The sequence below is a fragment of the Pandoraea sp. XJJ-1 genome, from assembly GCF_026802345.1.
Taxonomy (GTDB): domain Bacteria; phylum Pseudomonadota; class Gammaproteobacteria; order Burkholderiales; family Burkholderiaceae; genus Pandoraea; species Pandoraea cepalis.
In genome coordinates this window covers 719,489-744,121 of the sequence record NZ_CP113827.1, presented here as the reverse complement: position 1 = coordinate 744,121, position 24,633 = coordinate 719,489, and the positions used below count along the sequence as shown (strand labels likewise).

The following is a 24,633-nucleotide window of genomic DNA, read 5'->3' as shown; positions in this document are numbered from 1 at the left end:
ACTAAGGGGAAACGGCCGTTACGCCGGTTCCTCGACGGTATGTCGGTCGAAGAGCGCCCAGCACAGCGCAAGGCAGCCGGACGTGAGCACGAACCACAGGAAAATCCAGCCGTAAATGAACGGCACCCCGAGCACGTAGCGATCGACGGACGCCGCCCACGGCAGCATTCCCACGACACCGAGATACGGCAATCCAAGACCAATGAACCATCTGAGCATCATCTCTCTCCGCTGCGCGAGGCGTTGATCGGCTTGTGTGCACCGGCCACTGCGGCGCACACGTGGCCCGCATCGCCGAATGACGATCAGAGGCCGGTTTTCTGGCCCAGTATCCACAGCCAAAATTCGCGCCGTTTAGAGCCACATGAGACAAAAATGTGGTGCCAGAGAGGCGCTCACCGACCCGCGAAAACGCTGCAACGGTGCCGCTTTTCACTGGCACCATCACAAAGCGGCGGTGGTACTAATCGCGGCAAAATGTTCTTGGCAGTATGGTCACATTTCCGTCAGGAGCCTACCGTGGGTACGATTGAAACCTTCGCGCTGGATCGTCGCTCCGAAGCTGCGCCATACGATCCCCTCTACGATCCGCTAGTCTCGGCCAGCCCCGGCCTCGGCATGGACTACGCGCCCACTTACTGGGTCGCCACCGCGGGCGATGCGCCCGAAGACGACGGCCCGCTGCCCGGCGATGCCGATGTCGACGTGGTCATCGTCGGTGCCGGTTTCACCGGTCTGGCGACCGCGCTGTTCCTCGCTCGCGAGCACGGCATTCGCGCCATGGTGCTCGAAGCGAACCGCACATGCTGGGGCTGTACCAGCCGCAACGGCGGCCAGGGACAAAACGCCAGCGGACGACTCTATCGCTCGCAATGGATCGCGCGTTGGGGCAAGGAAACGGCCCTGCGTCTCGATGCCGAAATTCGCGAGGGCTTCAATACGTTCAAGTCGCTCATCGCCGAAGTGCCCGAGTGCGAGCCTCAACCGGGCGGCCATCTCTACATCGCGCACCGCGATCGCAAGATGGAATTCCTGCGCAACGAAGCCAAGGTCATGCACGACGTTTTCGGTTACGACACGCGCATCCTCTCGCGCGACGACGTTCGCGAGCAGTATGTCGACGACCAGGAAAACTGCGGCGCGATGCACGAGCCCGACGGCATCGGCGTGCACCCGCTCAAGCTCGCGTTCGGCTATCTGCGCATGGCCCGCGCCCTCGGCGCTCGCGTGCATCCGTCCACACCCGTGCTGGATGTGCAGACGATCAACGGTGTGCATCACGTGCGCACGCCGCGCGGGGTGGTGCGCGCCAAAGCCGTCGCCTTCGCGACTGGCGGCTACACGCGCAACGACGTGACGAAGGCCCTGCGCGCCAAGATCATGCCGATTCTGTCGAACTCGCTGGTGACGCGCGTGCTCACGCCCGACGAACTCGCCGCGACGAACTTCCGCACTCACGAAGTCATTACCGATACGCGCACGCTGCGCTACTACTACCGTCTGCTGCCCGACAACCGCGTGCAGATCGGCAGCCGCAGCTCGATCACCGGTGCCGACGCACAGAATCCGAAGCACATGGCGGTGCTCGTCGAAGGCCTGCACCGCAAGTTTCCGGCGCTGCGCGGCATTCGCATCGACTATTCGTGGTGGGGCTGGGTCGACGTGAGCCACGACATGATGCCGCGCGTGACACAGCCCGATCCGCGACAAAGCCTCTTCTATGCAGTGGGTTACGGCGGCAACGGTGTGTCGTTCTCCGCGCATGCCGGTCGCCGCCTCGCACAACGCATTGCCGGAGAGCGCGATCCGTCGTGGAACCTGCCGATCTACGACTCGGCCCTCCAATACCCGAACGTGTTCGGCGCCGTGCAGTGGCAGGGCTTCGCGCCGTTCCGCCGCATCGGCCAGCGCTTCCTCTATCAGAAGTATCACGCGCAAGACGAAGCGCGTTGAACCCTTTGCCTCTTTGCCTTTTCTGGAATTTGCCATGACGACTCAACACGACTCCACCGACATCCAGTTGCTCACGACCTTCAATGACGCCTGGAACCGGCACGACATCGACGCCCTCATGGCCTGCATGACCGAAACCTGCGTGTTCCACGCCGTCGCCGGCCCTGACATGATGGGCCGCACCTTCGAAGGCCGTGACGCCGTGCGCACCGCGTTCCAGTCCGCGTGGGAGACCTTCCCCGACGCATCGTGGACCGAGGGCGTGCATTTCGTCACCGGCAATCGCGGCGTGTCCGAATCGACGTTTCGTGGCACGAAAGCCGATGGCACCCGCGTCGAGGCCCGCATGGTCGACGTCTTCACCCTGCGCGACGGCAAGATCGAAGTGAAAAACGCCTTCCGCAAAGACCGCCCGGCGCTCTAAGACGCCCCCGACATCTCGTGGATCCATGGCCCTGTCGTCGTTAATCTCATTTTTCAATACAAAACGTACCAAATAATAAAAATACTGATTGACCACGGTAGATACTTCGCCTAAATTTCCACTTACACAACTAAATCGGAATTATTTGTTCCGTTTATTTTTCACTGGAGACATCCATGAGCGCCAAAGATTCGGCTACGGCCACCCAACAACTGACCGCCTCCGACGGTGGCCCGCAGGCCATGACGTCGTCTGAAGCCTTCGTCGAAACAATGGTCGCCAACGGTGTGAGCGAGATGTTCGGCATCATGGGCTCGGCCTTCATGGATGCGATGGACATCTTCGCGCCGGCCGGCATTCGTCTGATTCCGGTGGTGCATGAGCAAGGCGCCGGCCACATGGCCGACGGCTACGCTCGCGTCTCGGGCCGTCACGGTGTCGTGATCGGACAGAACGGCCCGGGCATCAGCAACTGCGTGACGGCGATTGCCGCCGCTTACTGGGCACACAGCCCGGTCGTGATCGTCACGCCTGAAGCCGGCACGATGGGCATTGGCCTCGGCGGCTTCCAGGAAGCCAAGCAGCTCCCGATGTTCCAGGAATTCACGAAGTACCAGGGCCACGTGACCCACCCGGCCCGCATGGCCGAATTCACCGGCCGCTGCTTCGACCGCGCGATGGCCGAAATGGGCCCGACGCAACTCAATATTCCGCGTGACTATTTCTACGGCCAGATCAAGGCCGAGATTCCGCGTCCGCAACGTCTCGATCGTGGTGCAGGCGGCGACGAGCGCCTGAACGAAGCGGCCGAACTGCTCGCGCAAGCCAAGTTCCCGGTCATCATCTCGGGCGGCGGCGTGGTCATGGGCGACGCCATCGAAGAGTGCAAGGCGCTCGCCGAACGTCTGGGCGCGCCGGTCGTGAACAGCTATCTGCATAATGATTCGTTCCCGGCCAACCATCCGCTGTGGTGCGGCCCGCTCGGCTATCAAGGCTCGAAGGCCGCCATGAAGCTGCTGGCGCAGGCCGACGTGGTCGTGGCGCTCGGCTCGCGCCTCGGACCGTTCGGCACGCTGCCGCAGCACGGCATGGACTACTGGCCGAAGAACGCGAAGATCATCCAGATCGATGCCGATCACAAGATGCTCGGCCTCGTGAAGAAGATCTCGGTCGGTATCTGCGGCGATGCGAAGGCTGCCGCCATTGCGCTGTCGCAGCGTCTGGCCGAGCGCACCCTCGCGTGCGATGCCACGCGTGCCGCCCGCGCCGACCAGATCGCCACGGAGAAGGCCGCGTGGGAGAAGGAACTCGACGAGTGGACCCACGAGCGCGATCCGTACAGCCTCGACATGATCGAAGAGCAGAAGCAAGAGCGCACGTTCAACGGCGGCGAGTATCTGCATCCGCGCCAGGTGTTGCGCGAGCTGGAAAAGGCCATGCCGGAAGACGTCATGGTGTCGACCGACATCGGCAACATCAACTCGGTGGCGAACAGCTACCTGCGCTTCAACAAGCCGCGCAGCTTCTTCGCGGCCATGAGCTGGGGCAATTGCGGCTACGCGTTCCCGACGATCATCGGCGCGAAAGTTGCCGCGCCGCACCGTCCGGCCATTTCGTATGCCGGCGATGGCGCCTGGGGCATGAGCCTGATGGAAACGCTCACCTGCGTGCGTCACAACATTCCGGTCACGGCCGTGGTCTTCCACAACCGTCAGTGGGGTGCGGAGAAGAAGAACCAGGTCGACTTCTACAACCGCCGCTTCGTGGCGGGCGAACTCGATAGCCCGAGCTTTGCCAACATCGCCCGCGCGATGGGTGCGGAGGGCATCGTGGTCGATCGTCTGGAAGACGTGGGTCCGGCGCTCAAGAAGGCCATCGACCTGCAGATGAACCACGGCAAGACGACGATCATCGAAATCATGTGTACCCGCGAGCTGGGCGACCCGTTCCGTCGCGACGCGCTGGCCAAGCCGGTGCGCATGCTCGACAAGTACAAGGACTACGTCTAACGTCGTCGAGGTCGTTCGTGTGACAGCGCTCCCGGCTCTGTGGGTGCCGGGGGCGCTTTCTTTTTTTTGACATCGACATCATGAAAGCCATCCATCGCATTATCGACACGGCGCGCCACGCACCGATGCGCATCGTGCTGTGCGAATCGGAAGACGAGCGGGTGCTCGCCGCCGCCGCACGGGCCACGCGCGAGGGCATCGCCCGCATCTTGCTCGTTGGTGACATCGGCAAGACACAACGAGCGGCCGAGGCGGCGCACATCGACCTGGCCGGCATGGAACTGATCGATCCGGCCACGTCGCCGCTGACCGATGCCTTCGCCGAGACCTGGTACGGCATGCGCGCCAAAAAGGGCATGACGCGCGAGCAAGCCGTCGAGGAAATGCGCGCGCCGCTGGGCTTCGCCAACATGATGGTGCGACTCGGCCACGCCGACGGCTCCGTCGCCGGCGCGGTCAACACCACGGCCGACGTGGTACGCATGGCGATACAGATCATCGGGGTGCAGCCGTCGTTCCAGCTCGTGTCGAGCTTCTTCCTGATGATGCTCTGCGAGCCGTTCCATACGATGAAGGGCGGCCTGATCTTTTCCGACTGCGCCCTGGTCGTCGATCCCGACGCCGCCCAGCTCGCGCAGATTGCACTGGCCGCCGCCGACAGTGCCAGCGCCCTGCTCATGGAGCCACCGCGCGTGGCGATGCTGTCGTTCTCGACCAGCGGCAGCGCGAAGCATGCGGCCGTCGACAAGGTGGTCCAGGCGACCCATCTCGTACAAGCGGCGCGGCCGGACCTGGCCATCGATGGCGACGTCCAGCTCGATGCGGCCATCGTCGCCGAGATTGCCCAGCGCAAGGTCGTGCACTCGCAAGTCGAGGGCCATGCCAATACGCTCATCTTCCCGAATCTCGACGCGGGCAATATCGGCTACAAGCTCGCGGAACGCATCGGCGGAGCGAAAGCCATCGGCCCGCTCCTGCAAGGGCTGAACCGGCCGGCCAACGACCTGTCGCGCGGCTGCAGCGCCGACGATATCTATTACGTGATCGGCGTGACCTGCGTGCAGGCGCAGGCCGCCCAGGCCAAGCTCACCGGAACCTCGCCGCTCGCCACCCGGCCATGACGCTTCACGCCATTGCGGCCTACCTGCCGTTGATGCTGTTGCTGGGCTTCGCCACGTATTTCCAGACGGTCACGGGCTTCGGGCTGGGCATGATCGTCCTGGGCGGCGCCAGCGGGTTCGGGCTGGCGCCGGTGGCGAGCGTGGCCATTCTGGTGAGTCTGGTCACGCTGATAAACAGCGCCCTTGCGCTGCCGGGCACGCTGCATCACATCGACTGGCGGGCGGTAGGCGCGGCGACCCTGGGCATCCTGCCATCGGTCGTGGTCGGCGTGTTGCTCTTCGATTACCTGAATGGCACCGCGTCGAACGCGCTGCATCTGCTGCTCGGCGCGGTCGTGCTGTACGGAGGTATTGGCTCGGCGCTGCGCCCCGCGCCGAAGACCGAGCGCTCCGGCGACACGGGGTTCTTCCTCAGCGGCATCTTCGGCGGATTGCTCAGCGGGATGTTCGGCATTTCCGGGCCGCCGCTGATCTTCTATTTCTATCGCCAGCCGCTCACCCTGGTGCAGATTCGTTGTGCGTTGATTCTGTTGTTCGCCGTCACGGCGTCGATCCGCACGCTCTACAGTGCCTTCGCGGGACAGTTGCCCGCGTCGATGATCTGGCAGGCGGCCGTCGCGCTACCGGTCGTGACGTTCGCCACCCTGTTCGCACGCCGTTATCCGCCTCCGCTCTCGAGCGTGACAACGCGGCGTCTCGCCTTTCTCACGTTGATCCTGTTGGGCACCCATTTGATGGTGAGCGCGTTGATGGAAATGGCTTAGGGACGACAACGCGGGCGGCGGTTAAGTGTGTGCGCGACGACCACCAGTGCCGATCCAGTCGACGAGTCGCGAGAGCATCGTCATGTCGGGCGGCGACGTCAGGTCCAGCGCCAGCGAGTTCCGGTAATACGGGCTGAGATCGAGACCCACGCCGAGCCCGAGTACTTCCACATCGCCGAGCGCCTGCTGTTGCGCCACGACTTCGCGCAGGTGATGGTCGAGATAGTGGTCGTCGTTGGCCTGGTTGGTGGCGGCGTCCATCGGACTGCCGTCGGAAATCACGATCAGCAGGCGTCGGTTGACGCTGCGCGAGCGCAACCGCTCGCACGCCCACTCGACGGCCTCGCCATCGACGCCCTCGCGGAACAGATCGGCCTTGAACAGCGACGCGATGTCGGACCGGGCTCGGCGCCAACTCGTCACGGCGTCCTTGAAGATCAGATGCGAGACTTCGTTCAAACGCCCCGGGAACTTGGGCTTGCCGCGCGCGAGCCAATCGGTGCGCGCGCGTCCGCCGTTCCATGCGCCGGTGGTGAAACCGAGGATTTCGTTGGTGATGCCCGCCGCATCGAGCGCCCGCGACAGGACGTCGACAATCATCGCAACCGCTTCGATCTGGGCCTTCATCGACCCGGAACAGTCGATTAGCAAGCTCACCATCGACTCGGCAATCAACGTGTGCTTTTCGAGCCGGAACAGCCGCCGCTCGGCAGGCGAGCTGACCAGTTGCGCGAGCCGCCGTCCGTCGATACGCCCGTGCTCTTCGCCGAACGACCAGCCGTCGCGCTGCGGCACCGCCAGCGCCGCCTTGAGCGCGCGCGCAAGCCTCGGCACGTTGATCGCCTGCGCGACGATGCGCTCGTCGAGCCGTTCGCGAAATTCCGTCAGCAGCGCCCGGCGCACGAGCGTGCCGGCATACAGCTCACGGTCGTAACGCTGGGTGAATACGCAGTAGCCCTGCGCCGACGCCTTGAGCACGCGGCTATCGCCCGAATGCGCGAGCGTGATGCCATCGTCCTCCTGATCGTCGATATCGAGAAACAGCGAGAACGCGTTGCGCACACCTTTTTCGTCCTCGTCGTCCTCGTCGTCCTTGGCATCGCCCTCGGCCTGGTCAGCGCCGGCGGCACGAATCAGGCCCGCGATATCGGCGGCCAGCGCGCGCGCGTACACGGCGAAGGCGGCCTGATCGGCACACGTTCGGCGCATGCCCGCGAGGGCGCCGCCGATTTGTGGCGCGATGGCCATTCGCGTGGCTTCGATGAGACCTTCCGTGTCCTCGATGACCGGATAGCCGGTGAGCCGCGACCAGCCCATCTGGGCGACGGTATAGAGCAGCAGCCCGACATGACTGTCGGCCACGCCAGCGATGTGCATCGCGCGCGACCAAGCCTCGAAGCGATCGCGCACATTCTTCGCCACGCCGGGCATGCCCGCCGGGATGAACGTCTCGCAGCGCAACTGCTCCATCAGCTCGAAGAGCAGCCGCTCGAGTGGTGCGTCCGGTTGCAGGCGGCGATGCAACGCCGCATCGCTGTGCCGCAACCGCAGCGCCGCGCCGTCGGCTGCACCGCGCAGCGTCGCCAGCGGATCCGCGGGTGCCGGCAGCGTTTGCAGATGCGGGGCATGCAACGGCACCGGCCGCATGTTCCGGCACAGGCGCGCGCTGCTGTAATGCAGCGCGGCGTCGCCGGTCAGTGCGCGCACCGTCGCCGCGCACAGCGCCTCGCCACGCGCGGCGCGACGTGCCGCCTCGCGCTCGGACATCGTCATAACGCATCGGCCAGCAGCGACCGGCTGCCGTCGTTCGTGGGCAACTCGCAACCGAAGGCGCGCTGATAATACTCGGCCACCACGGCGCGCTCGGCCTCGTCGCACTTGTTCAGGAACGTGAGCTGAAAGGCCAGCCCGGCATCGCGGAAGATTCCAACGTTCTCCGCCCAGTTGATCACCGTGCGCGGCGACATGAGCGTGGACAGATCGCCCGTCGCGAAGCCCTTGCGCGTGAGTTCCGCCACGCTCACCATCGAGTCGATGAGCGTGCGCCCGTCGCCGTTGTCCAGTTCCGGCACGCGCGCCAACACGATGCCCGCTTCGTCCTCGCGCGACAGATAATTGAGCGTCGCCACGACATTCCAACGGTCGATCTGGGCGTGATTGAGCACCTGTGTGCCGTGGTAAAGGCCGTTGAGGTTGCCGAGGCCGACGGTGTTCGTCGTGGCAAACATGCGGAAGCCTGGGTGCGGATGGATCACGCGATTCTGGTCGAGCAACGTGAACTTGCCGTCGCGCTCCAGAATGCGCTGAATCACGAACATCACGTCGGGACGCCCGGCGTCGTATTCGTCGAAGATCAACGCGACCGGGCGTTGCAGCGCCCACGGCACGATGCCTTCCTGAAACTCCGTGACCTGATGGCCGTCGCGCACGACGATGGCGTCCTTGCCCACCAGGTCGAGACGGCTGATGTGCCCGTCGAGATTCACTCGCACGCACGGCCAGTTCAGCCGCGCCGCCACCTGCTCGATGTGCGTGGATTTACCGGTGCCATGCATGCCCTGCACCATCACGCGCCGGTTGCGCATGAAGCCGGCCAGAATCGCCAGCGTGACGTCGGGGTTGAAGCGGTAAGCCGTGTCGATCTCGGGAACATGGTCATCGCGCTCGCCGAACGCCGGCACCTGCAGATCCGTATCGATGCCGAATACGCTGCGGGCATCGATCAGACGATCCGGTTGTTGGGTTGCGGTCTCCATTACGTCCCTCTCCTGTTCCAAAGCCAATTCGGTGCATCATAACGTTAACCATTTTTAGAAACAATTCGTTCCGAAAAATAAAAATACTGATTGACGACGCCTGATGGCTCATCTACATTTGAACCAACCGAAACGCATCGGAACCCAGCCCATGCCGTTCAATCCGTTCGATGGCCCGTTTGGGTACAATACCGCTGATCCATTTTCCGGAACGGCGCATATGAACGACGCAGCACTTCAGCTCGACTCTCCTGCAGACAACAAGGCGGATACCCCGACCCTGCGGGCGTTTGCGTTGCTCGAATATCTCGTCGCGGCCGACGCACCGGTCTCGCTCGCTGACATGGCGCACGACATCCAGATGCCGAAAGCTTCGCTGCACCGCATGCTCGGCTCACTCGAAGCGGGTGGCTTGGTGATTCGCGAGCCGGGGCAGAAGAACGCCTACGTGATTGGCCCGCGCCTCGCGCAACTGAGCCTGGGCGTGATGATGCAGGCGGGTGCTCGACGCATGCGCCATGCGATTCTTGGCCGTCTCGTGGCCGATCTGGGCGAGACGTGCAACCTCACGATGCTGCACGAGACCGAGGTGCTCTATCTCGACCGCATGGAAGCGCCGTGGCCGCTGCGTCTCGATCTCAAACCGGGGTCGCACGTACCCGCGCACAGCAGTGCGAGCGGCAAGCTGATGCTGGCCATGCTGCCGCGCGAGCAACGCGCCGCCCTCCTGCGCGCCATGAAGCTCCAACGCTTCACGCCGAACACGCTCACCGACCCCGAACTGCTGGAAAGCGAACTCGACCGCATTGCGCACAAGGGCATTGCCGTCGACAACGAAGAGTTCGTGCTGGGCATCGCCTGTGTGGCCGCGCCCGTGCTCAAGGACGACGGCACGTGCATTGCCGCCGTGGCCGTGCATGCCCCGGTCTCGCGCACGTCGCTGTCCAAGGCCATGGAGTTCGTGCCGCGCCTGCAGGAGGCCGCGAAGGAACTCGCCAAGACGTTCTGACACGTCAGACCGCTCTGCGCTGCTCCCGGGCGTCGGCCAGCTTCGCCAACGCTTCCGCCCTGCCGGCCCGCTGCCAGTCGAGCAGTGGTGCGAGCGCCGTCGCGGTCTCGCGCAGCGTGGGCACCAGCGCCAGCAGTTGTTCCAGCGTCACTCTCGCCGTCGGCCCATGCACGGCGAGCACCGCGCGTACGTGGCCGTCATCGAGCGCGCGCACCGGCACGCCCACCGCCACCATGCCGCGCACGAATTCCTCGTTATCGATGCCGATGCCGCGCGCGGCCAGCCGGTCCAGCTCGGCCTCCAACAGGCTCACGTCGGTGATGGTGCGCGGCGTCATGCGTTTGAGCGACAGGCGCGAGAGTACGGCGCGCCGTTCCGCCACCGGCATCTGAGACAGGAACAGCTTGCCGCTCGCCGTGCAATGCAGTGGCACACGCATGCCCGGATGCATCTGCATGCGCAACGGCTCGTTCGTCTCCACCCGTTCGATGTAAAGAATCTCGTCGCCGTCGAGCGCTGTCAGGTTGACGGTCTCGCCGACCCGATCGACCAACGCGCGCAGCAACGAGCGTGCCGCACGTGTGAAGTTGTTGTTCGCCAGCGTGACCAGCGCCAGTCGCGCCGCGCGCGGCCCCAACGACAGACCTCGCTCCGATCCGCGCGAATCGGGCACGTGCGAGACATAGCCGCAGACCTCCAGCGCCTCGATCAGGCGCATGAGGGTGGCCTTCGGAATCGACAGACGCGTGGCGAGCTGCGACAACGTGTAGGGCTGTCCGGCCATCGCCAATCGTTCAATGACGGCCAGCGCACGCAGATTCCGCGCCTCGTCGCTCGCGCGCAACTCCCCCTCCTCCAGCGTGACCGTCTCGCGCATTGCGCCTCCTTGCTCGCCACCAACACAATAAAAGAAACAAAATATACCAATTATTTGACGATCATCCGCTTCGGGATAACCCCTGGGCTGTCTGACAAACCTCGCGGTACCCCAGTCGATCGACGCATCGAGTCCGCGCGCCAACCCCTAGTAAAACCCCGCAGATGCGCTGCAGCAATCGTCTCGTTCTGAGACGCCAAGCGCGAAATCCGTTTCAGTTCTCCGCCGCACGCGGTTTTTTGCTTGGCATTTACGTACGGCTCGCCGACATTGGATCGAAACAATCCGAAACAAATCGTTTCACCCAATTCGAAGCAGATGCGAGGCAGGAGACAAGTGGTATGGAACATGAGGTCGACTATCTGATCGTCGGTGCGGGCTCCGCCGGGTGCGTGCTCGCCAATCGCCTGAGCGCGGACCCGGCGAACCGGGTGCTGCTGCTCGAGGCCGGCGGCCCCGATAGCAATCCGTGGATTCACATCCCGGTTGGATATTTCAAGACGATGCACGACCCCGAACTCGACTGGTGCTATCGCACCGAGGCCGACGCCAACGTGGCCAATCGTCAGATCGACTGGCCGCGCGGCAAGGTGCTGGGGGGCTCCAGTTCGCTCAACGGGCTGCTCTATGTGCGCGGACAGCGCGAAGACTACGATCACTGGGCGGCACTGGGCAATCGCGGCTGGCGCTATGCCGACGTGCTGCCGTACTTCCGCAAATCCGAAGATCAGGAGCACGGTGCCAACGAGTATCACGGCGTGGGCGGCCCGCTGAAGGTGTCTGATCTGCGCCTGCGCCGCCCGATCGCGGAACACTTCATCGCCGCCGCGAACGACACCGGCATCCCATTCAACGCGGACTACAACGGCGCGACTCAGGAAGGCGTCGGTTACTTCCAGCAGACGGCGTTCCGGGGCTTTCGCTGGAGTACGGCGAAGGGCTTTCTGAAGCCGGCGCGCGAGCGTCGCAACCTGGTGGTGGAGACGCGTGCGCAGACCTGCCGCGTGCTGTTCGAAGGCAAGCGTGCGGTAGGTGTCGAGTATCTGCAGAACGGCGAGCGCAAGAAGGCACGCGCGCGCGTCGAGGTCATTCTCGCGGCCGGGGCGATCGGGTCGCCGCAGTTGCTGCAAAACTCGGGGATCGGTCCGACAACGGTGCTGGCGAAGGCCGGTGTCGCGCTACGGCATGCGTTGCCGGGTGTCGGGCGGAACCTGCAAGACCACCTGCAAGTGCGCCTGGTTTTCAAGACCCGCGAGCGCACCCTCAACGACGAGGTCAACAACCCGCTGCGCAAGGCGCTCATCGGTCTGCAATACGCGTTGTTCCGCACGGGGCCGCTCACGCTCGCCGCCAGTCAGGTGACGATCTTCACGCGCTCGCGCCCGGAGCTCACGCGTCCCGACATCCAGTTCCACATGCAGCCGCTCTCGGCCGACAAGCCGGGCAAGGGTGCGCACCGGTTCTCGGCGTTCACTTCGTCGGTGTGCCAATTGCGCCCGTTCAGCCGGGGCAGTGTCGAGATCCGGTCAAACGATCCGCTGCAATACCCGGCGATCCACGCCAACTATTTGTCGGATGAGCGCGACCATCGCGTCGTGATCGACGGCATCAAGGTGGCGCGCCGCATTGCCGCCGCCCCGTCGCTCGCACCGCACATCATCAGCGAGTTCATTCCGGGCGCGCAGTATCAGAGCGACGACGAGTTGCTTCAGGCCGCGCGCCAGTTCAGCCAATCGATCTATCACCCGGCGGGCACTTGCCGGATGGGTCACGACCCGATGTCGGTCGTCGACGACCGTCTGCGCGTTCACGGCCTTGCGGCGCTGCGCGTCGTGGACGCGTCGATCATGCCCGAGCTGGTGTCGGGCAACACGAATGCACCGACCATCATGATCGCCGAGAAAGCGGCCGACATGATTCTCGAAGACAGGAAGCAGGCGTCGGGCATGCAGGAGATTCGCGGCAGCGAGGCGCCGCCAGCAGAAGCGGCACGCGTTGCCGTCGTCATTTAGCCAGTCACGTCAGCCCCAACCATTACAAAATTCGGAGACAACCATGAATGCATCGAAGCAGACCGACGCCCGGCAGATGCGCCGTGTCGTCGTCGCCAGCCTTATCGGCGCCACCATCGAGTGGTACGACTTTTTCCTGTACGGCGTCGTCGCCGGCATCGTGTTCAACAAGTTGTACTTTCCCGGCAGCGACCCGCTCGTCTCGACGATGCTCGCCTATGGCACGTTCGCCGTGGGCTTTCTCAGCCGGCCACTGGGCGGCGTGATCTTCGGGCATTTCGGTGACAAGCTCGGCCGCAAGAGCATGCTCGTGATGACACTCACCATCATGGGCATTGCCACGATGCTCATCGGACTGGTGCCGACGTACGCACAAATCGGCCTGTGGGCGCCGGTGCTGCTGCTCGTGCTGCGGGTGCTGCAAGGCATCGGGCTCGGTGGCGAGTGGGGCGGCGCGGTGCTCATGGCATTCGAATATGCGCCCAAGGAGAAGCGCGGCTTCTACGCCAGCCTTCCGCAGGTGGGCCTCGCGCTCGGCCTGTGCCTGGCCTCTGGCGTGGTTGCCCTGCTGTCGTACACCCTCACCACGGCCCAGTTCCTGGCATGGGGCTGGCGCGTAGCGTTCTTCCTCTCGGTGGGGTTGGTGGCCATCGGCATGTACATTCGCCTGAACGTAATGGAGACGCCCGAGTTCACGAAGATCAAGAAGGCAGGCACCGAGATCAAGATGCCGATTGCCGAAGTCCTCATGCGCAGCCCGGGCAATGTACTGGCCGGCATGGGCGCGCGCTTCATCGACGGCGTGTTCTTCAACGTCTTCGGTGTGTTCTCGATCTCCTACCTGACGCAGACGCTCAAGCTGTCGCAGACCGAAGCGCTCACCGGCGTGATGGCCGCCGCGTTCGTGATGATCTTCACCATTCCGTTCTTCGGCAAGCTGTCGGATCGCATCGGTCGCACGCGTATCTACTTCTGGGGCTCGCTCGCAACCGGCCTGTCGTCGTTCGCCGGGTTCTGGCTGATGAAGGCGAGCGGCGGCAATGTGATGCTCGTCTGGCTGTCCATCGTGATTCCGCTGGGCGTGATCTACGCCTCGATTTACGGACCGGAAGCCGCCCTCTTCTCGGAACTGTTCGACGCCAAGGTCCGCTACACCGGTATCTCTTTCGTCTACCAGTTCTCGGGCATCTTCGCGAGCGGCCTGAGCCCGATCATCGCGACCTACCTGTTGCAGAAGAATGGCGGGGAGCCGTGGATGATCTGCATCTACGTACTCTGCGCCGGCCTCATCAGCGCGCTGTCCGCGGCGTGGATCGGCAGCCGCCAGCGCCGCCAGAATGTATGGCACGGGGCCGGCGTGACCGAGCATTGAAGGGCCAAGCGCCGCCGCGCCGGGACGGACATCCGGCGGCGGCGCGATGCCGGGCGCCCTAACGCCCAGGCCCCAATTTGGTGCGAAGGCGACGCACGCTGGTGCGATGCGTCGTCTCCCGGGCGAAAAATCGCGGAAAATCAGGGACAATAGCGCCGGCGCCGCCGGGCGCCTTTGAGCACGGTTCTTGCTCATCTATCCTGTACTTAACCCTGCTGCCCCGCGCCCGTCCCTACCATGACCATGATCGATCTCGACGCCCCCGGCTTGCTGCCGCCCCGTTTGACGGCGGCCGAAGACGGCCGGCGCATCGTCATCTACGGCGACTTCACGATTTGCAGCGTCTTCCAGCCGGTTTTCTCGGTCTCGCACCGGCGCGCCATCGGCTACCACGCGTCCCTGCGCGCGCACGACGCGCAAGGTCGCCACATCCCGTCGCACGAAGTCTTTACACTGGCCGCGCGGCATGGCGACATGCTCGAACTGGGCCGACTGGCCGAATCGCTGCATCTGGGCAACTTCCATGAATTCGACGGCCGCGATGCGTGGCTCTTCCTGAGCCTGCACCCCGCCGCCCTGATGGACACTGTCTACGGCGACGCACTCATCGCCACGCTCAAGGCCATCGGCCTGTCGCCGCAACGCGTGGTGCTCGAAGTGCCCGAGCAGGCGGGCGGCGATACCCCGCGTTTCGGCGCCATCGTCGGCAGTCTGCGCAAGGCGGGCTTCCTGATCGCGCTGGGCGGCTTCGGGGCCAAGCATTCGAACATCGACCGGGTGTGGGATCTGCGCCCGGACATCGTGGTGCTCGATCGCGGCATTCTGGCGCAGGCGACCGAGCAATCGCATCTGGCACGCGTACTGCCCGGGCTCGTGTCGCTGTTGCACGAATCGGGACAACTGGTGATGATGGGCGGCCTCGCGACGGATCGCGAAGCGCTCATCGCGCTGGAGTGCAACGTCGACTTCGTGCAGGGGCTGTACTTCGCGGGGCCGGATGTGGACCCCGTTCAGCCGAAGGTCGCGGCCGAGCGCATGGACGCGCTGTCGTCGGCGCTGCGCACGCAACTCGTCGAGCGGGAGCGGGCCGAGCATGCGCGGCTTGCGCCGTATGTGGCGGGCATCGAGGCGGCCGCCGCCCACTTGGCTCAGGGGCAGGACCTCAGACACGCGACACACGACCTGCTCGCGCTGCCCGATGCCGCGCGCTGCTTCCTGCTCGATGCCGCCGGACGCCAGATCGGCGACAACGTGCTGCCGCACAACCATTCGTCACAGCGCGCCAAGCGTTTCCGTCCGCTGCTGCATTCGGAGGGGGCGAACTGGGCACGGCGACCTTATTTCATCGATGCCATGCGCGCGCCCGGCGAAGTACACTTCACCTCGCCCTATCTCTCGATCAACGAGGCTCACCTGTGCGTGACCGCCTCCATCGCCACGCCCGCCAAGCAAGGCCTGCATGTGCTCTGCGTCGATATCAACTGGTGACGGCAACCGTTTGAACCTCGCTTGAAATGCCAACGCCCCCGGACATCTTCCGATGCACGGGGGCGTTGTTCATGGCGCGTCGCCGTGATCAGGCGGCGCGTTGCACGCGATAGCGTTCAAGCCAGTGCGCATACGGGGCGGGCAACACCCACGACGGACGCGCCACATCCAGTTCGCGCGCTGCGTAATACGGCCAGTGCGGGTTGGCGAGCAGTGCGCGCCCAATCATCACGAGATCCATCTGGCCGTCGGCCACCACGCGCTGCGCCGCATGCGGGTCGTCGATACTCCACGACGACGCCACGGCAATCCCCGCTTCTTTCTTGACGCGCTCTGCGATCGGCGCGAGGAACGCCGAGCCCCAGGGAATAGTCGCGGTGGGTGTCGAGAAACCAACGCTGACGTTGAGCAGATCGAGACCGCCTTCACGCATCTGCCGCGTGAGGTCAATCGATTCCGCCAGCGTTTCTTCATCGCGGCCGTCGTATTCGAGCACGCCGAAACGTGCCGTGAGCGGCAGATGCTCGGGCCACACCTCGCGCACGGCGGCGAGCGTCTCAAGCAAGAAACGGCTGCGTCCCGCGACGTCGCCGCCGTAGGCGTCGTCGCGATGGTTCGCATGCACCGAGAAGAAGCTCTGCGCCAGATAGCCGTGAGCAAAGTGCAATTCGAGCCATTCGAAGCCCGCCGCCAGCGCACGGCGTGCGGCCGCCACGAAGTCGGCTTTCACGCGTTCGATGTCGTCCAGCGTCATCGCCTTGGGCACTTTGCCAAGATGCGCGCCGAAAGCGACCGCCGACGGCGAGATCGTCGGCCAGCCGCGCGGATCGTCTTCACCGATGTGGTCGTCGCCCTCCCAGGGGCGGTTGGCGCTGGCCTTGCGTCCGGCGTGCGCGATCTGAATGCCGGGCACCGCGCCGTGCGCCTTGATGGCCGAGGCAATGCGCGCCATGCCTTGCGCCTGAGCGTCGTTCCACAGTCCGGTGCATCCCGGGGAGATACGGCCTTCGGGCGAGACGGCGGTCGCCTCGACGATCACCAACCCGGCACCGCCACGCGCCAGTCCGGCGTAATGGGCGAGGTGCCAGTCGTTGATGAGACCGTCGACGGCGCTGTACTGGCACATCGGCGGAATGGCCACACGGTTGCGCAACTTGACGCTTTTCAATTCAAACGGGGAAAACAGGGCGGACATGGGTTTCTCTTGGAGTCAGGGGAGCGGCGCTGACGGACGACATCGGTCGCTGAAGACCATGACGGACGTCGGTGTTTCGCAGCGCCTCGACCGTGGCAGGTCGACCAACGCCATGTTAGCCTCACAACGCTATAATGAAAACTATCCACACATTATAGAATTAATAACAGTTCATTATGGTAAATCCTCAGTGGCTCAAATCGTTCGCCACGCTCGCCGAGCTCGGTAACTTCACGCGCACCGCCGACCGGTTGGGCCTGACGCAGGCGGCCGTGAGCCAGCACGTGAAGCATCTCGAAGCGGAGTTCGGGCCGTTGTTGGTGCGGCGTCCGCGCGCCATCGAACTCACGCCCGCCGGTCAGGCGCTGCTGACCTATTGTCGCGAAGTCGAGTGTGCGGCGCGGCATCTTCGCTCACGGCTGGACGATGCGGACGACGATTGCGGTGAAATCACACTCATCACGCCGGGCAGCATCGGGCTGTACCTGTGTCCGATCCTGCTCGACATGCAGAAGGCCAACCCGACGATGGTCGTGCAGCATCGCTTCGCGCCTGACCGGGAGGTGCTCGAAGGCGTGTTGCAGAATCGTTTCGAGCTGGGCCTGGTGACGTTGCGGCCTGACGATCCACGGCTTGCCGCCACGCCGTTCACGCAGGAGCCGCTCGAACTCGTGGTTCCGGCGGGGGAAGACGTGCACAAATGGGAGGACCTGAAGCGCATCGGGTACATCGATCACCCGGATGGCGAGGCGATGTCGACGCGCTTGTTGAGCCGTCGTTTTCCGGGCAATCCCGGCGTACAGAGCCTGCCGTGCAAGGGGTGCACGAACCAGATCGGCCTGATTCTCGAATATGTTGCGCGGGGGCTGGGGTTCACCATCATTCCGCAGTACGCGCGGCAGGCGTTCGCGTCGCAGGCGGCCATTCGCGTGGTGGACTGCGGCCCGCCGGTGGTCGACACGCTATGGCTGATCCATCGCGCCGAGTGGCCGCTGTCGGCGCGCGCGCAGCGGGCGGTGGCGCTGCTGCGCGAACGTGTCGACGCGCCGCGCCCGCGCGCCTTCGGTGGCGAACGGGTGCGACAACGCACGGGCGCGAGCGTGGGCGCGTGAGCGGGCGGCGGGCGCATCGCTCGGCCCGCTCGGCCCGCGCGACACGTCTCACGTTCACGCGGTCGCGGCAGCGGCGATCGCTCCTACCGCCCACCGGTGTATCCTGCTCAGCCCGCGCTGACCACGGCGGCAATCGCCTGACCGACTTCGGTCGTGTTCGCGCTCCCCCCTAAATCGCCGGTGCGCGGCCCGTCCTTGATGACCTGCGTGATCGCCGCGAGAATGGCGTCGTGCGCCTCGCGCGTGCGGCCTTCGCCGCGGCCGATAAAGTCGAGCATCATCGCGGCCGTCCAGATCATGCCAATCGGGTTGGCGATGTTCTTGCCCGCGATATCCGGCGCCGAGCCGTGCACCGGTTCGAACAGCGACGGGAATTTACCTTCCGGATTCAGGTTGCCCGACGGCGCGATGCCGATGGTGCCGGTGCAGGCCGGCCCCAGATCCGACAGGATGTCGCCGAACAGATTCGACGCGACCACCACGTCGAAGCGATCCGGATTGAGCACAAAGCGCGCACACAGAATGTCGATGTGCTGCTTGTCCCACGTGATGTCCGGATACTTCGCCGCCGTCTCGGCCGCGCGCTTGTCCCACCACGGCATCGAGATCGAAATCCCGTTGCTCTTGGTCGCCACCGTCACGTGCTTGCGCTCACGCTGCTGTGCGAGATCGAACGCGAACTTCAGCACGCGCTCCGTGCCGTGTCGCGTGAAGATCGACTCCTGCACCACGAACTCGCGCTCCGTGCCCTCGAACATTACGCCGCCCACCGACGAGTACTCGCCTTCGGTGTTCTCGCGCACGATCAGGAAATCGATATCGCCCGCCTCGCGGCCCGCCAGCGGTGACGGCACCCCATCGAACAGACGCGCCGGGCGCAGGTTGATGTACTGATCGAATTCGCGACGGAACTTGAGCAACGACCCCCACAGCGAAATATGGTCGGGCACCGTCTCGGGCCAGCCCACGGCACCAAACAGAATGGCGTCGACGCCGTCGAGCTGCTGCTTCCAGTCGTCCGGCATCATCTGGCCGTGCTTGGCGTAGTAGTCGCAGCTCGCCCATTCGATGTGCTGGTAGTCGACGGGAATACCAAAGCGTCGGCACGCGGCGTCGAGCACGCGCAGGCCTTCGGGCATCACCTCTTTACCGATGCCGTCGCCCGGAATCACGGCGATCTTGAACGGACGCGCAGGGCGCTGGGACGTGTCGGTCATGGTCTGCTTCTCCTGAGGATTGGACGATGACGCTAGATTATTCCATTCCAACGCGGATAAAATCCCTCAATCGGTTAATCCACTATCCACGAATCGTGAATAAACCTCTACCCGTCACCCCGAATCTCGACGATCTGCGCGTCTTTTGCCAGGTCGCGCGCCGTGCCAGCTTTTCGGCGGCAGCCGAAGCGCTGGGCGTCTCGCCCGCGTACGTGAGCAAGCGCGTCGGCATGCTCGAAGCCGACCTTGGCACGCGCTTGCTACATCGCTCGACCCGGCGCGTGGCCATTACCGACGCAGGGGAACGCGTGTACGCCTGGGCGGAAAAGATTCTCGACGACGTGAATCACCTGATCGAGGATGTCTCCAGCACGCGGCAGGTGCCGCGCGGCACGCTGCGGGTGTCGAGCAGCTTCGGCTTCGGACGGCATGCCGTGGCACCCGCCATGTCGCGGCTGCGCGCGCTGCATCCGCAGCTCAACGTGCGCCTGGACCTGTTCGACCGCATCGTCGACGTGGCGGCCGAGGGATATGACCTCGACGTGCGCATCGGCGACGACATCGCACCGCATCTGATCGCCCGCAAGCTCGCGGACAATCATCGGGTGCTGTGCGCCTCGCGCGCCTATCTCGACGCGCACGGCACGCCGCGTCAATTGAGCGACCTGGCCGGCCATGCGTGCATCGTCATCAAGGAACGCGATCATCCGTTCGGCATGTGGCGGCTGCAACAGCGCGCAGAGGCCGTCGCCCTCAAGGTGACGGGACCGCTGTCGACGAACCACGGCGAGGTGGCCGTGCAATGGGCGCTCGACGGACAGGGGATCGTGCTGCGCTCGATGTGGGACGTGGGGGCGCTGATCGCGCGCGGGGATCTGGTGCAGGTTCTGCCCGACGTGACGCAACCGGCCAACGTCTGGGCCGTTTATCCGTCGCGCGTGGCATCGTCGGCCAAGGTCCGTGCCTGCGTGGAATTCCTTCGCGAGGAATTCCAGACGCAGACGTGAGGTACGTCAAGTCGCGACACCACGCCGCGACACGCGTTGCCATTACTGCAGCGTGAACGACGCCTGTTCGACGTGTTGCGAATCGAGCCCGATCTCGACGTTGAAGTCGCCGGGTTCGGCCACGTATTGCAGTTTCGCGTTGTAGAACTTCAGCAGACTTTCATCGATCGCGAAATGCACGGTGCGCGATTCGCCAGGCTTCAGGCTTACCTTGTCGAAACCCTTCAGCTCCTTGATGGGCCGCACGATCGACGCGGCAACGTCCTGCAAGTAGAGCTGCACGACGGTCGCCCCCTCGCGCTTGCCGATGTTGCGCACCGTCACGCTTGCATCGAGCTTGCCGCCGCGCTCAAGTGCCTTGCTCGATAGCGTCACCTTCGACACCGCGAACGAGGTGTAGCTCAGGCCGTAGCCAAAGGCATACAACGGGCCGGAGTCTTCCTCGAAGTATTGCGAGGTGTAGTTGGCCGGCTTGCCCGGTGTGAACGGACGGCCGATGCGCAACTGGTTGTAGTACGTCGGGATCTGGCCGATCGAGCGCGGGAACGAGATCGGCAGCTTGCCCGACGGGTTGTAGTCGCCGAACAGCACGTCCGCAATCGCGTGGCCGCCTTCGGTGCCGGTGTACCACGTCTCGAGCATGGCGTCGGCGTTGGCCTTCGGCCAGTTCAGATCGAGCGGTCGACCGTTCATCAGCACGACGACGAGCGGCTTGCCGGTCGCCTTGAGTGCCTGCAACAGCGCCAACTGGCTACCTGGCAACGACAGGCTCGTGCGGCTGGACGCCTCGTGCGACATGCCACGCGCTTCGCCTACCGCCACGATCAGCGTGTCGGCGTTGCGCGCGACTCGCACGGCTTCGTCGATCATCTGCTGCGGCGATCGCTTGTCCTGCACGACTTCCGGATTGTCCCAATCGAGGAAGTTGAGATACTGCACCACGCGCGGGTCGTCGGTGATGTTCGCGCCGCGCGCATAGGTCACCTGCGCCTGCGGGCCGAGGGCGTCGCGCACGCCTTGCAGCAGCGTGACGGCCTGCGCCGCCACGCCCGCGGCCGACCAGCTCCCCAGGATATCGATCTTCGCGTCCGCGAGCGGCCCGATCACCGCGACCTTGCCCGCTTTGGCCAGCGGCAGTGTGTCGTGCCGGTTCTCCAGCAAGACAATGGACTTGCGCGCGGCATCGCGCGCGGCGTCACGATGCAGACGGCTCTGCGCATTCACATCTTTCGGATCCTGCGCCGCGTTGCCAATCCGGCGATAGGGGTCGGCAAACAGGCCCATGTCGTATTTCGCGCCGAGGACTTCGCGCACGGCGTCGTCGATGTCGCGCATCGGCACCTCGCCCGACTTCACGAGCCCCGGCAATTGCTTGAGGTACTGCACATCGGCCATGCTCATGTCGACGCCTGCCTCGATGGCCAGCTTCGCGGCCTCGCGGCCGTCCTTCGCCACGCCATGACGCATCAACTCTTCGATCGCGCCGTGATCGCTCACCGTCACGCCCTTGAATCCCCATTCGTCACGCAGCAAGTCGCGCAGCAGCCACTTGTTCGACGTGGCCGGCGTGCCGTTGATGGAGTTCAGCGCGATCATCACCCCGCCCGCACCGGCATCGATCCCGGCGCGGTACGGCGGCAGATAGTCCTGGTACATGCGCATCGGGCTCATGTCGACCACGTTGTAATCGCGCCCGCCCTCCACGGCACCGTACAGCGCGAAGTGCTTCACGAAGGCCATCAGGCTGTCCGGGTTGGCCGGCGACGTGCCCTGGAATCCCTGCACGCTCGCGCGCGCGGCTTGCGAAACAAGGTACGGGTCCTCGCCGAAGCCTTCCGAGGTGCGCCCCCAGCGCGGATCGCGCGAGATGTCGACCATCGGCGCGAACGTCGCATCCAGTCCGTCGGCGCTCGCTTCGATGGCGGCCACGCGTGCGGCGTGCTTCACCACCGACATATCCCAGCTCGATGCCAAGCCGAGGCTGATCGGGAACACGGTGCGATGCCCATGCACGATGTCGTAGGCGAAGAAAATGGGAATCTTCAGGCGGCTTTGCTTGACGGCCGCGTCCTGCAGCGGGCGGTTGTCGCTGCGCGTGACCGAGTTGAACGTGCCCCCTACGCGACCGGCAGCAATCTCCTTGATGAGCTGCGGCTGCGGCATGTCCGAGCCGATGCTGATCAGGCGCAATTGGCCGACCTTCTCCTCGAGCGTCATGCGCGCGATGAGGTCGTCGATGAACGCCCGCTTGGCGGACGCAGACGGCATGGCCGCCGGGGGATTGCCTTGAGCACCGTTGCCCAGGGCGGCAGGCGCGTCGGCGAAGGCCGGTGCGGCCGTGAGACTGGCCGCGAGCGCCAGTGCGGAGAACATTCTCATCTGATAGCGATCCAATGTGGCGCGACGTGTGGATGACCGGCGAGATCGCGCGGCAGTGCCTCGCGTCGTATCAACTGGCGTTACCCATACCGGCGCAACGATCCGGGTGCGTAACTCGAAGTGCGAAGTGCGATACTTTGCCACAATTGGTTTTTCCCGAAGGCGTCCGTCCCGGCTTTCGCGAACGTCGCGATGCCATCGGGCGCGATACGCCCCCCCCAACGACTGGAGAATTTCGTGGTTCTGCTTCCCCCCGCCAAGTCTTGGCATCGACGCGGCGCACGCGCGCTCGTGTCCGCCTTCGTCACGGGTGCGGCCCTGCTGGGCGCCGCGTATGCCCATGCCTTCTCGCTCGAGGACGTCACGGCCCGCGCGAAGGCGCTCGCCGACAAACCTTACGTCGCGCCAGTGAGCAATCTCACGCCGGCCTTCGCCAAGATGCCGTTCGGCAACTACATCAAGATCCAGCCGCGGCGCGACGCGTTCGAATGGAACGATCAGCCCTCGCCGTTCAAGCTGGGTTTCTATCACCAGGGCATGCAGTTCAGCACGCCGGTGAAGATCAACGAGGTCGTCGGCACAGGCCCCAACGCCAAGATCGACGAGATCAAGTATGACAGCCACCGCTTCGACTTCGGCGATCTCAAGCTCGACCGCAGCGCCACGCACAATCTCGGCTACGCGGGCTTTCGCGTGCTTTACCCGATCAACGAACCGGGCAAGCTCGACGAAATCATGAGCGTGCTCGGCGCGAGCTACTTTCGTGTGATCGGCAAAGGACAGGTCTACGGACTCTCGGCGCGCGGTCTGGCCATCGACACGGGCCTGCCCATCGCGGAGGAATTCCCGGCCTTTCGCAAGTTCTGGATCGAACGGCCGAACGCGGGCGACAAGCACCTGGTGTTCTACGCGCTGCTCGACTCGAAGCGCGCCACCGGCGCCTATCGCTTCGATCTGACGCCCGGCGAGGATTCGCTGTTGAAGGTGCAGGCACGGGTCTTCCTCCGCGCACCGGTGACCAAGCTCGGCATCGCGCCGCTCACGAGCATGTTCCTGTTCGGACCGAATCAGCAGCGCGATCCGTACAACTTCCGTCCGGCATTGCACGATTCGAATGGCCTGGCCATTCACGCCGGCAATGGCGAATGGATCTGGCGTCCGCTGAACAATCCGCGCAATCTGGCCATCAGCCAGTTCCAGGTGACAAATCCGCGCGGCTTCGGCCTGCTTCAGCGCGGGCGCGATTTCGCGCAGTACGAGGACCTGAAGGATCGTTACGATCTTCGCCCAAGCGCCTGGATCGAGCCGCAGGGCGACTGGGGCAAGGGCCATATCGAACTGGTGGAAATCCCGTCGCCGGACGAGACCAATGACAACATCGGCGCGTTCTGGACGCCTGACCAATTGCCGCCCAAGGGGCAGCCGCTGCAGGCCGATTACACGATCCACTGGACGATGAATGAGCGCGGCATCGTCGATCGACGTCTGGCCTGGGTGAAGCAGACGCTGCGCACGGCGGGCGAGATTACGCAAGCCAACCTGATCCGTCACTTCGACGGCAGCACCGGGCTGATCGTGGACTTCGACGGCGGCCCGCTCGCCACGCTGCCCGCCGGTTCGGTCGCGCCACAGGTCAGCGTGAGCGATAACGCCACCCTCATCGAGCAGACGCTGCAACCGAACCCGGTCACGCATGGCATGCGCCTGAATCTGCGTGTGATGGTCAAGGATCCGGCCAAGGTCGTGGAACTGCGGGCCGCCCTCGTCTCCGGCGGCAAGGCCGTAAGCGAGACCTGGAGTTATCAGCTCCCGCCGTTTTCGGTCGCCAAGCAATAAGTTGCATCCTGCGTCTTCGTGCGGCGGCGTCCTGCCGCCGCACACCGCGCTCCCTCCGCCCCCGTCACCACCGCAATTAAACAGGCACTTACGCGCCTTGTT

19 protein-coding genes are annotated in these 24,633 nt (G+C 64.6%); 12 read left to right on the top strand and 7 right to left on the bottom strand.

Going from position 1 to position 24,633, the window contains the following annotated elements:
• Positions 1–18 precede the first annotated feature (18 nt).
• Positions 19–219: a DUF3311 domain-containing protein gene (locus tag OYT13_RS03340; protein ID WP_026132274.1), complete on the bottom strand. Its 201-nt coding sequence runs from the start codon at positions 217–219 to the stop codon at positions 19–21.
• Between the two features lie 300 nt (positions 220–519).
• On the opposite strand from OYT13_RS03340, the gene OYT13_RS03335 reads away from it, so the two are divergent.
• From OYT13_RS03335 to OYT13_RS03315, 5 genes are all read left to right on the top strand, one after another.
• The gene (locus OYT13_RS03335; RefSeq protein WP_017235484.1) at positions 520–1,953 is read left to right on the top strand and encodes an NAD(P)/FAD-dependent oxidoreductase; all 1,434 of its coding nucleotides are present in this window, start codon (positions 520–522) and stop codon (positions 1,951–1,953) included.
• A 34-nt stretch (positions 1,954–1,987) separates the two neighbouring features.
• Complete coding sequence (locus OYT13_RS03330) at positions 1,988–2,377, top strand: nuclear transport factor 2 family protein (protein WP_268567240.1); 390 nt, start codon at positions 1,988–1,990, stop codon at positions 2,375–2,377.
• Between the two features lie 176 nt (positions 2,378–2,553).
• Positions 2,554–4,386, top strand: a complete 1,833-nt coding sequence (gene xsc, locus OYT13_RS03325; RefSeq protein ID WP_442796454.1) for a sulfoacetaldehyde acetyltransferase — start codon at positions 2,554–2,556, stop codon at positions 4,384–4,386.
• Between the two features lie 80 nt (positions 4,387–4,466).
• A complete protein-coding gene (gene pta / locus OYT13_RS03320; RefSeq protein ID WP_017235481.1) occupies positions 4,467–5,507 on the top strand; it encodes a phosphate acetyltransferase in 1,041 nt (346 codons plus the stop codon).
• On the top strand, positions 5,504–6,271 hold the full coding sequence (locus tag OYT13_RS03315) for a sulfite exporter TauE/SafE family protein (protein ID WP_017235480.1): 768 nt from the start codon (positions 5,504–5,506) through the stop codon (positions 6,269–6,271). Before pta ends, OYT13_RS03315 begins: the two co-directional genes overlap by 4 nt.
• Before the next feature lie 21 nt (positions 6,272–6,292).
• Here OYT13_RS03315 and OYT13_RS03310 read toward each other — a convergent pair whose 3' ends face one another.
• Positions 6,293–8,044 (bottom strand): cobaltochelatase CobT-related protein, encoded by a 1,752-nt coding sequence (locus tag OYT13_RS03310; RefSeq protein WP_268567239.1) that lies wholly within the window; start codon positions 8,042–8,044, stop codon positions 6,293–6,295.
• Complete coding sequence (locus OYT13_RS03305) at positions 8,041–9,027, bottom strand: AAA family ATPase (RefSeq protein ID WP_261939244.1); 987 nt, start codon at positions 9,025–9,027, stop codon at positions 8,041–8,043. The genes OYT13_RS03310 and OYT13_RS03305 overlap by 4 nt, the downstream gene beginning before the upstream one ends.
• Before the next feature lie 220 nt (positions 9,028–9,247).
• Between OYT13_RS03305 and OYT13_RS03300 the strand changes: the two genes are divergently transcribed.
• Positions 9,248–10,036: an IclR family transcriptional regulator gene (locus tag OYT13_RS03300; RefSeq protein ID WP_130024881.1), complete on the top strand. Its 789-nt coding sequence runs from the start codon at positions 9,248–9,250 to the stop codon at positions 10,034–10,036.
• 4 nt (positions 10,037–10,040) lie between these two features.
• Here OYT13_RS03300 and OYT13_RS03295 read toward each other — a convergent pair whose 3' ends face one another.
• The gene (locus tag OYT13_RS03295; protein WP_268567238.1) at positions 10,041–10,913 is read right to left on the bottom strand and encodes an IclR family transcriptional regulator; all 873 of its coding nucleotides are present in this window, start codon (positions 10,911–10,913) and stop codon (positions 10,041–10,043) included.
• Between the two features lie 341 nt (positions 10,914–11,254).
• On the opposite strand from OYT13_RS03295, the gene OYT13_RS03290 reads away from it, so the two are divergent.
• The 3 genes from OYT13_RS03290 (at position 11,255) to OYT13_RS03280 (ending at position 15,785) form a co-directional block, all read left to right on the top strand.
• Positions 11,255–12,925, top strand: a complete 1,671-nt coding sequence (locus tag OYT13_RS03290; protein ID WP_150562368.1) for a GMC family oxidoreductase — start codon at positions 11,255–11,257, stop codon at positions 12,923–12,925.
• Between the two features lie 43 nt (positions 12,926–12,968).
• Positions 12,969–14,297: an MFS transporter gene (locus OYT13_RS03285; protein ID WP_130024879.1), complete on the top strand. Its 1,329-nt coding sequence runs from the start codon at positions 12,969–12,971 to the stop codon at positions 14,295–14,297.
• Between the two features lie 237 nt (positions 14,298–14,534).
• The gene (locus OYT13_RS03280; RefSeq protein ID WP_017231497.1) at positions 14,535–15,785 is read left to right on the top strand and encodes an EAL domain-containing protein; all 1,251 of its coding nucleotides are present in this window, start codon (positions 14,535–14,537) and stop codon (positions 15,783–15,785) included.
• Between the two features lie 88 nt (positions 15,786–15,873).
• Here OYT13_RS03280 and OYT13_RS03275 read toward each other — a convergent pair whose 3' ends face one another.
• Positions 15,874–16,980 (bottom strand): NADH:flavin oxidoreductase/NADH oxidase, encoded by a 1,107-nt coding sequence (locus tag OYT13_RS03275; RefSeq protein ID WP_150562367.1) that lies wholly within the window; start codon positions 16,978–16,980, stop codon positions 15,874–15,876.
• A 176-nt stretch (positions 16,981–17,156) separates the two neighbouring features.
• Between OYT13_RS03275 and OYT13_RS03270 the strand changes: the two genes are divergently transcribed.
• The gene (locus OYT13_RS03270) at positions 17,157–18,092 is read left to right on the top strand and encodes a LysR family transcriptional regulator (RefSeq protein WP_261939247.1); all 936 of its coding nucleotides are present in this window, start codon (positions 17,157–17,159) and stop codon (positions 18,090–18,092) included.
• A gap of 107 nt (positions 18,093–18,199) precedes the next feature.
• On the opposite strand, the gene OYT13_RS03265 is transcribed toward OYT13_RS03270, so the two are convergent.
• Positions 18,200–19,309: a tartrate dehydrogenase gene (locus OYT13_RS03265; RefSeq protein ID WP_017233066.1), complete on the bottom strand. Its 1,110-nt coding sequence runs from the start codon at positions 19,307–19,309 to the stop codon at positions 18,200–18,202.
• Between the two features lie 95 nt (positions 19,310–19,404).
• On the opposite strand from OYT13_RS03265, the gene OYT13_RS03260 reads away from it, so the two are divergent.
• Positions 19,405–20,316: a LysR family transcriptional regulator gene (locus tag OYT13_RS03260; RefSeq protein ID WP_017233067.1), complete on the top strand. Its 912-nt coding sequence runs from the start codon at positions 19,405–19,407 to the stop codon at positions 20,314–20,316.
• A gap of 42 nt (positions 20,317–20,358) precedes the next feature.
• Here OYT13_RS03260 and bglX read toward each other — a convergent pair whose 3' ends face one another.
• Entirely contained in the window at positions 20,359–22,689 is a 2,331-nt protein-coding gene (bglX, locus tag OYT13_RS03255; RefSeq protein ID WP_268567842.1) for a beta-glucosidase BglX, read from the bottom strand.
• Positions 22,690–22,986: 297 nt separating this feature from the next.
• Between bglX and OYT13_RS03250 the strand changes: the two genes are divergently transcribed.
• Complete coding sequence (locus OYT13_RS03250; protein ID WP_268567841.1) at positions 22,987–24,531, top strand: glucan biosynthesis protein G; 1,545 nt, start codon at positions 22,987–22,989, stop codon at positions 24,529–24,531.
• Positions 24,532–24,633 lie beyond the last annotated feature (102 nt).

Coding starts and splice junctions, on each gene's coding strand:
- OYT13_RS03310 (WP_268567239.1), bottom strand. CDS start 8,044: ATGACGATGTCCGAGCGCGAGGCGGCACGTCGCGCCGCGCGTGGCGAG.
- OYT13_RS03295 (WP_268567238.1), bottom strand. CDS start 10,913: ATGCGCGAGACGGTCACGCTGGAGGAGGGGGAGTTGCGCGCGAGCGAC.
- OYT13_RS03300 (WP_130024881.1), top strand. CDS start 9,248: ATGAACGACGCAGCACTTCAGCTCGACTCTCCTGCAGACAACAAGGCG.
- OYT13_RS03340 (WP_026132274.1), bottom strand. CDS start 219: ATGCTCAGATGGTTCATTGGTCTTGGATTGCCGTATCTCGGTGTCGTG.
- OYT13_RS03315 (WP_017235480.1), top strand. CDS start 5,504: ATGACGCTTCACGCCATTGCGGCCTACCTGCCGTTGATGCTGTTGCTG.
- OYT13_RS03305 (WP_261939244.1), bottom strand. CDS start 9,027: ATGGAGACCGCAACCCAACAACCGGATCGTCTGATCGATGCCCGCAGC.
- OYT13_RS03280 (WP_017231497.1), top strand. CDS start 14,535: ATGACCATGATCGATCTCGACGCCCCCGGCTTGCTGCCGCCCCGTTTG.
- OYT13_RS03330 (WP_268567240.1), top strand. CDS start 1,988: ATGACGACTCAACACGACTCCACCGACATCCAGTTGCTCACGACCTTC.
- OYT13_RS03265 (WP_017233066.1), bottom strand. CDS start 19,309: ATGACCGACACGTCCCAGCGCCCTGCGCGTCCGTTCAAGATCGCCGTG.
- OYT13_RS03275 (WP_150562367.1), bottom strand. CDS start 16,980: ATGTCCGCCCTGTTTTCCCCGTTTGAATTGAAAAGCGTCAAGTTGCGC.
- xsc (WP_442796454.1), top strand. CDS start 2,554: ATGAGCGCCAAAGATTCGGCTACGGCCACCCAACAACTGACCGCCTCC.
- OYT13_RS03285 (WP_130024879.1), top strand. CDS start 12,969: ATGAATGCATCGAAGCAGACCGACGCCCGGCAGATGCGCCGTGTCGTC.
- OYT13_RS03290 (WP_150562368.1), top strand. CDS start 11,255: ATGGAACATGAGGTCGACTATCTGATCGTCGGTGCGGGCTCCGCCGGG.
- bglX (WP_268567842.1), bottom strand. CDS start 22,689: ATGTTCTCCGCACTGGCGCTCGCGGCCAGTCTCACGGCCGCACCGGCC.
- pta (WP_017235481.1), top strand. CDS start 4,467: ATGAAAGCCATCCATCGCATTATCGACACGGCGCGCCACGCACCGATG.
- OYT13_RS03270 (WP_261939247.1), top strand. CDS start 17,157: ATGGTAAATCCTCAGTGGCTCAAATCGTTCGCCACGCTCGCCGAGCTC.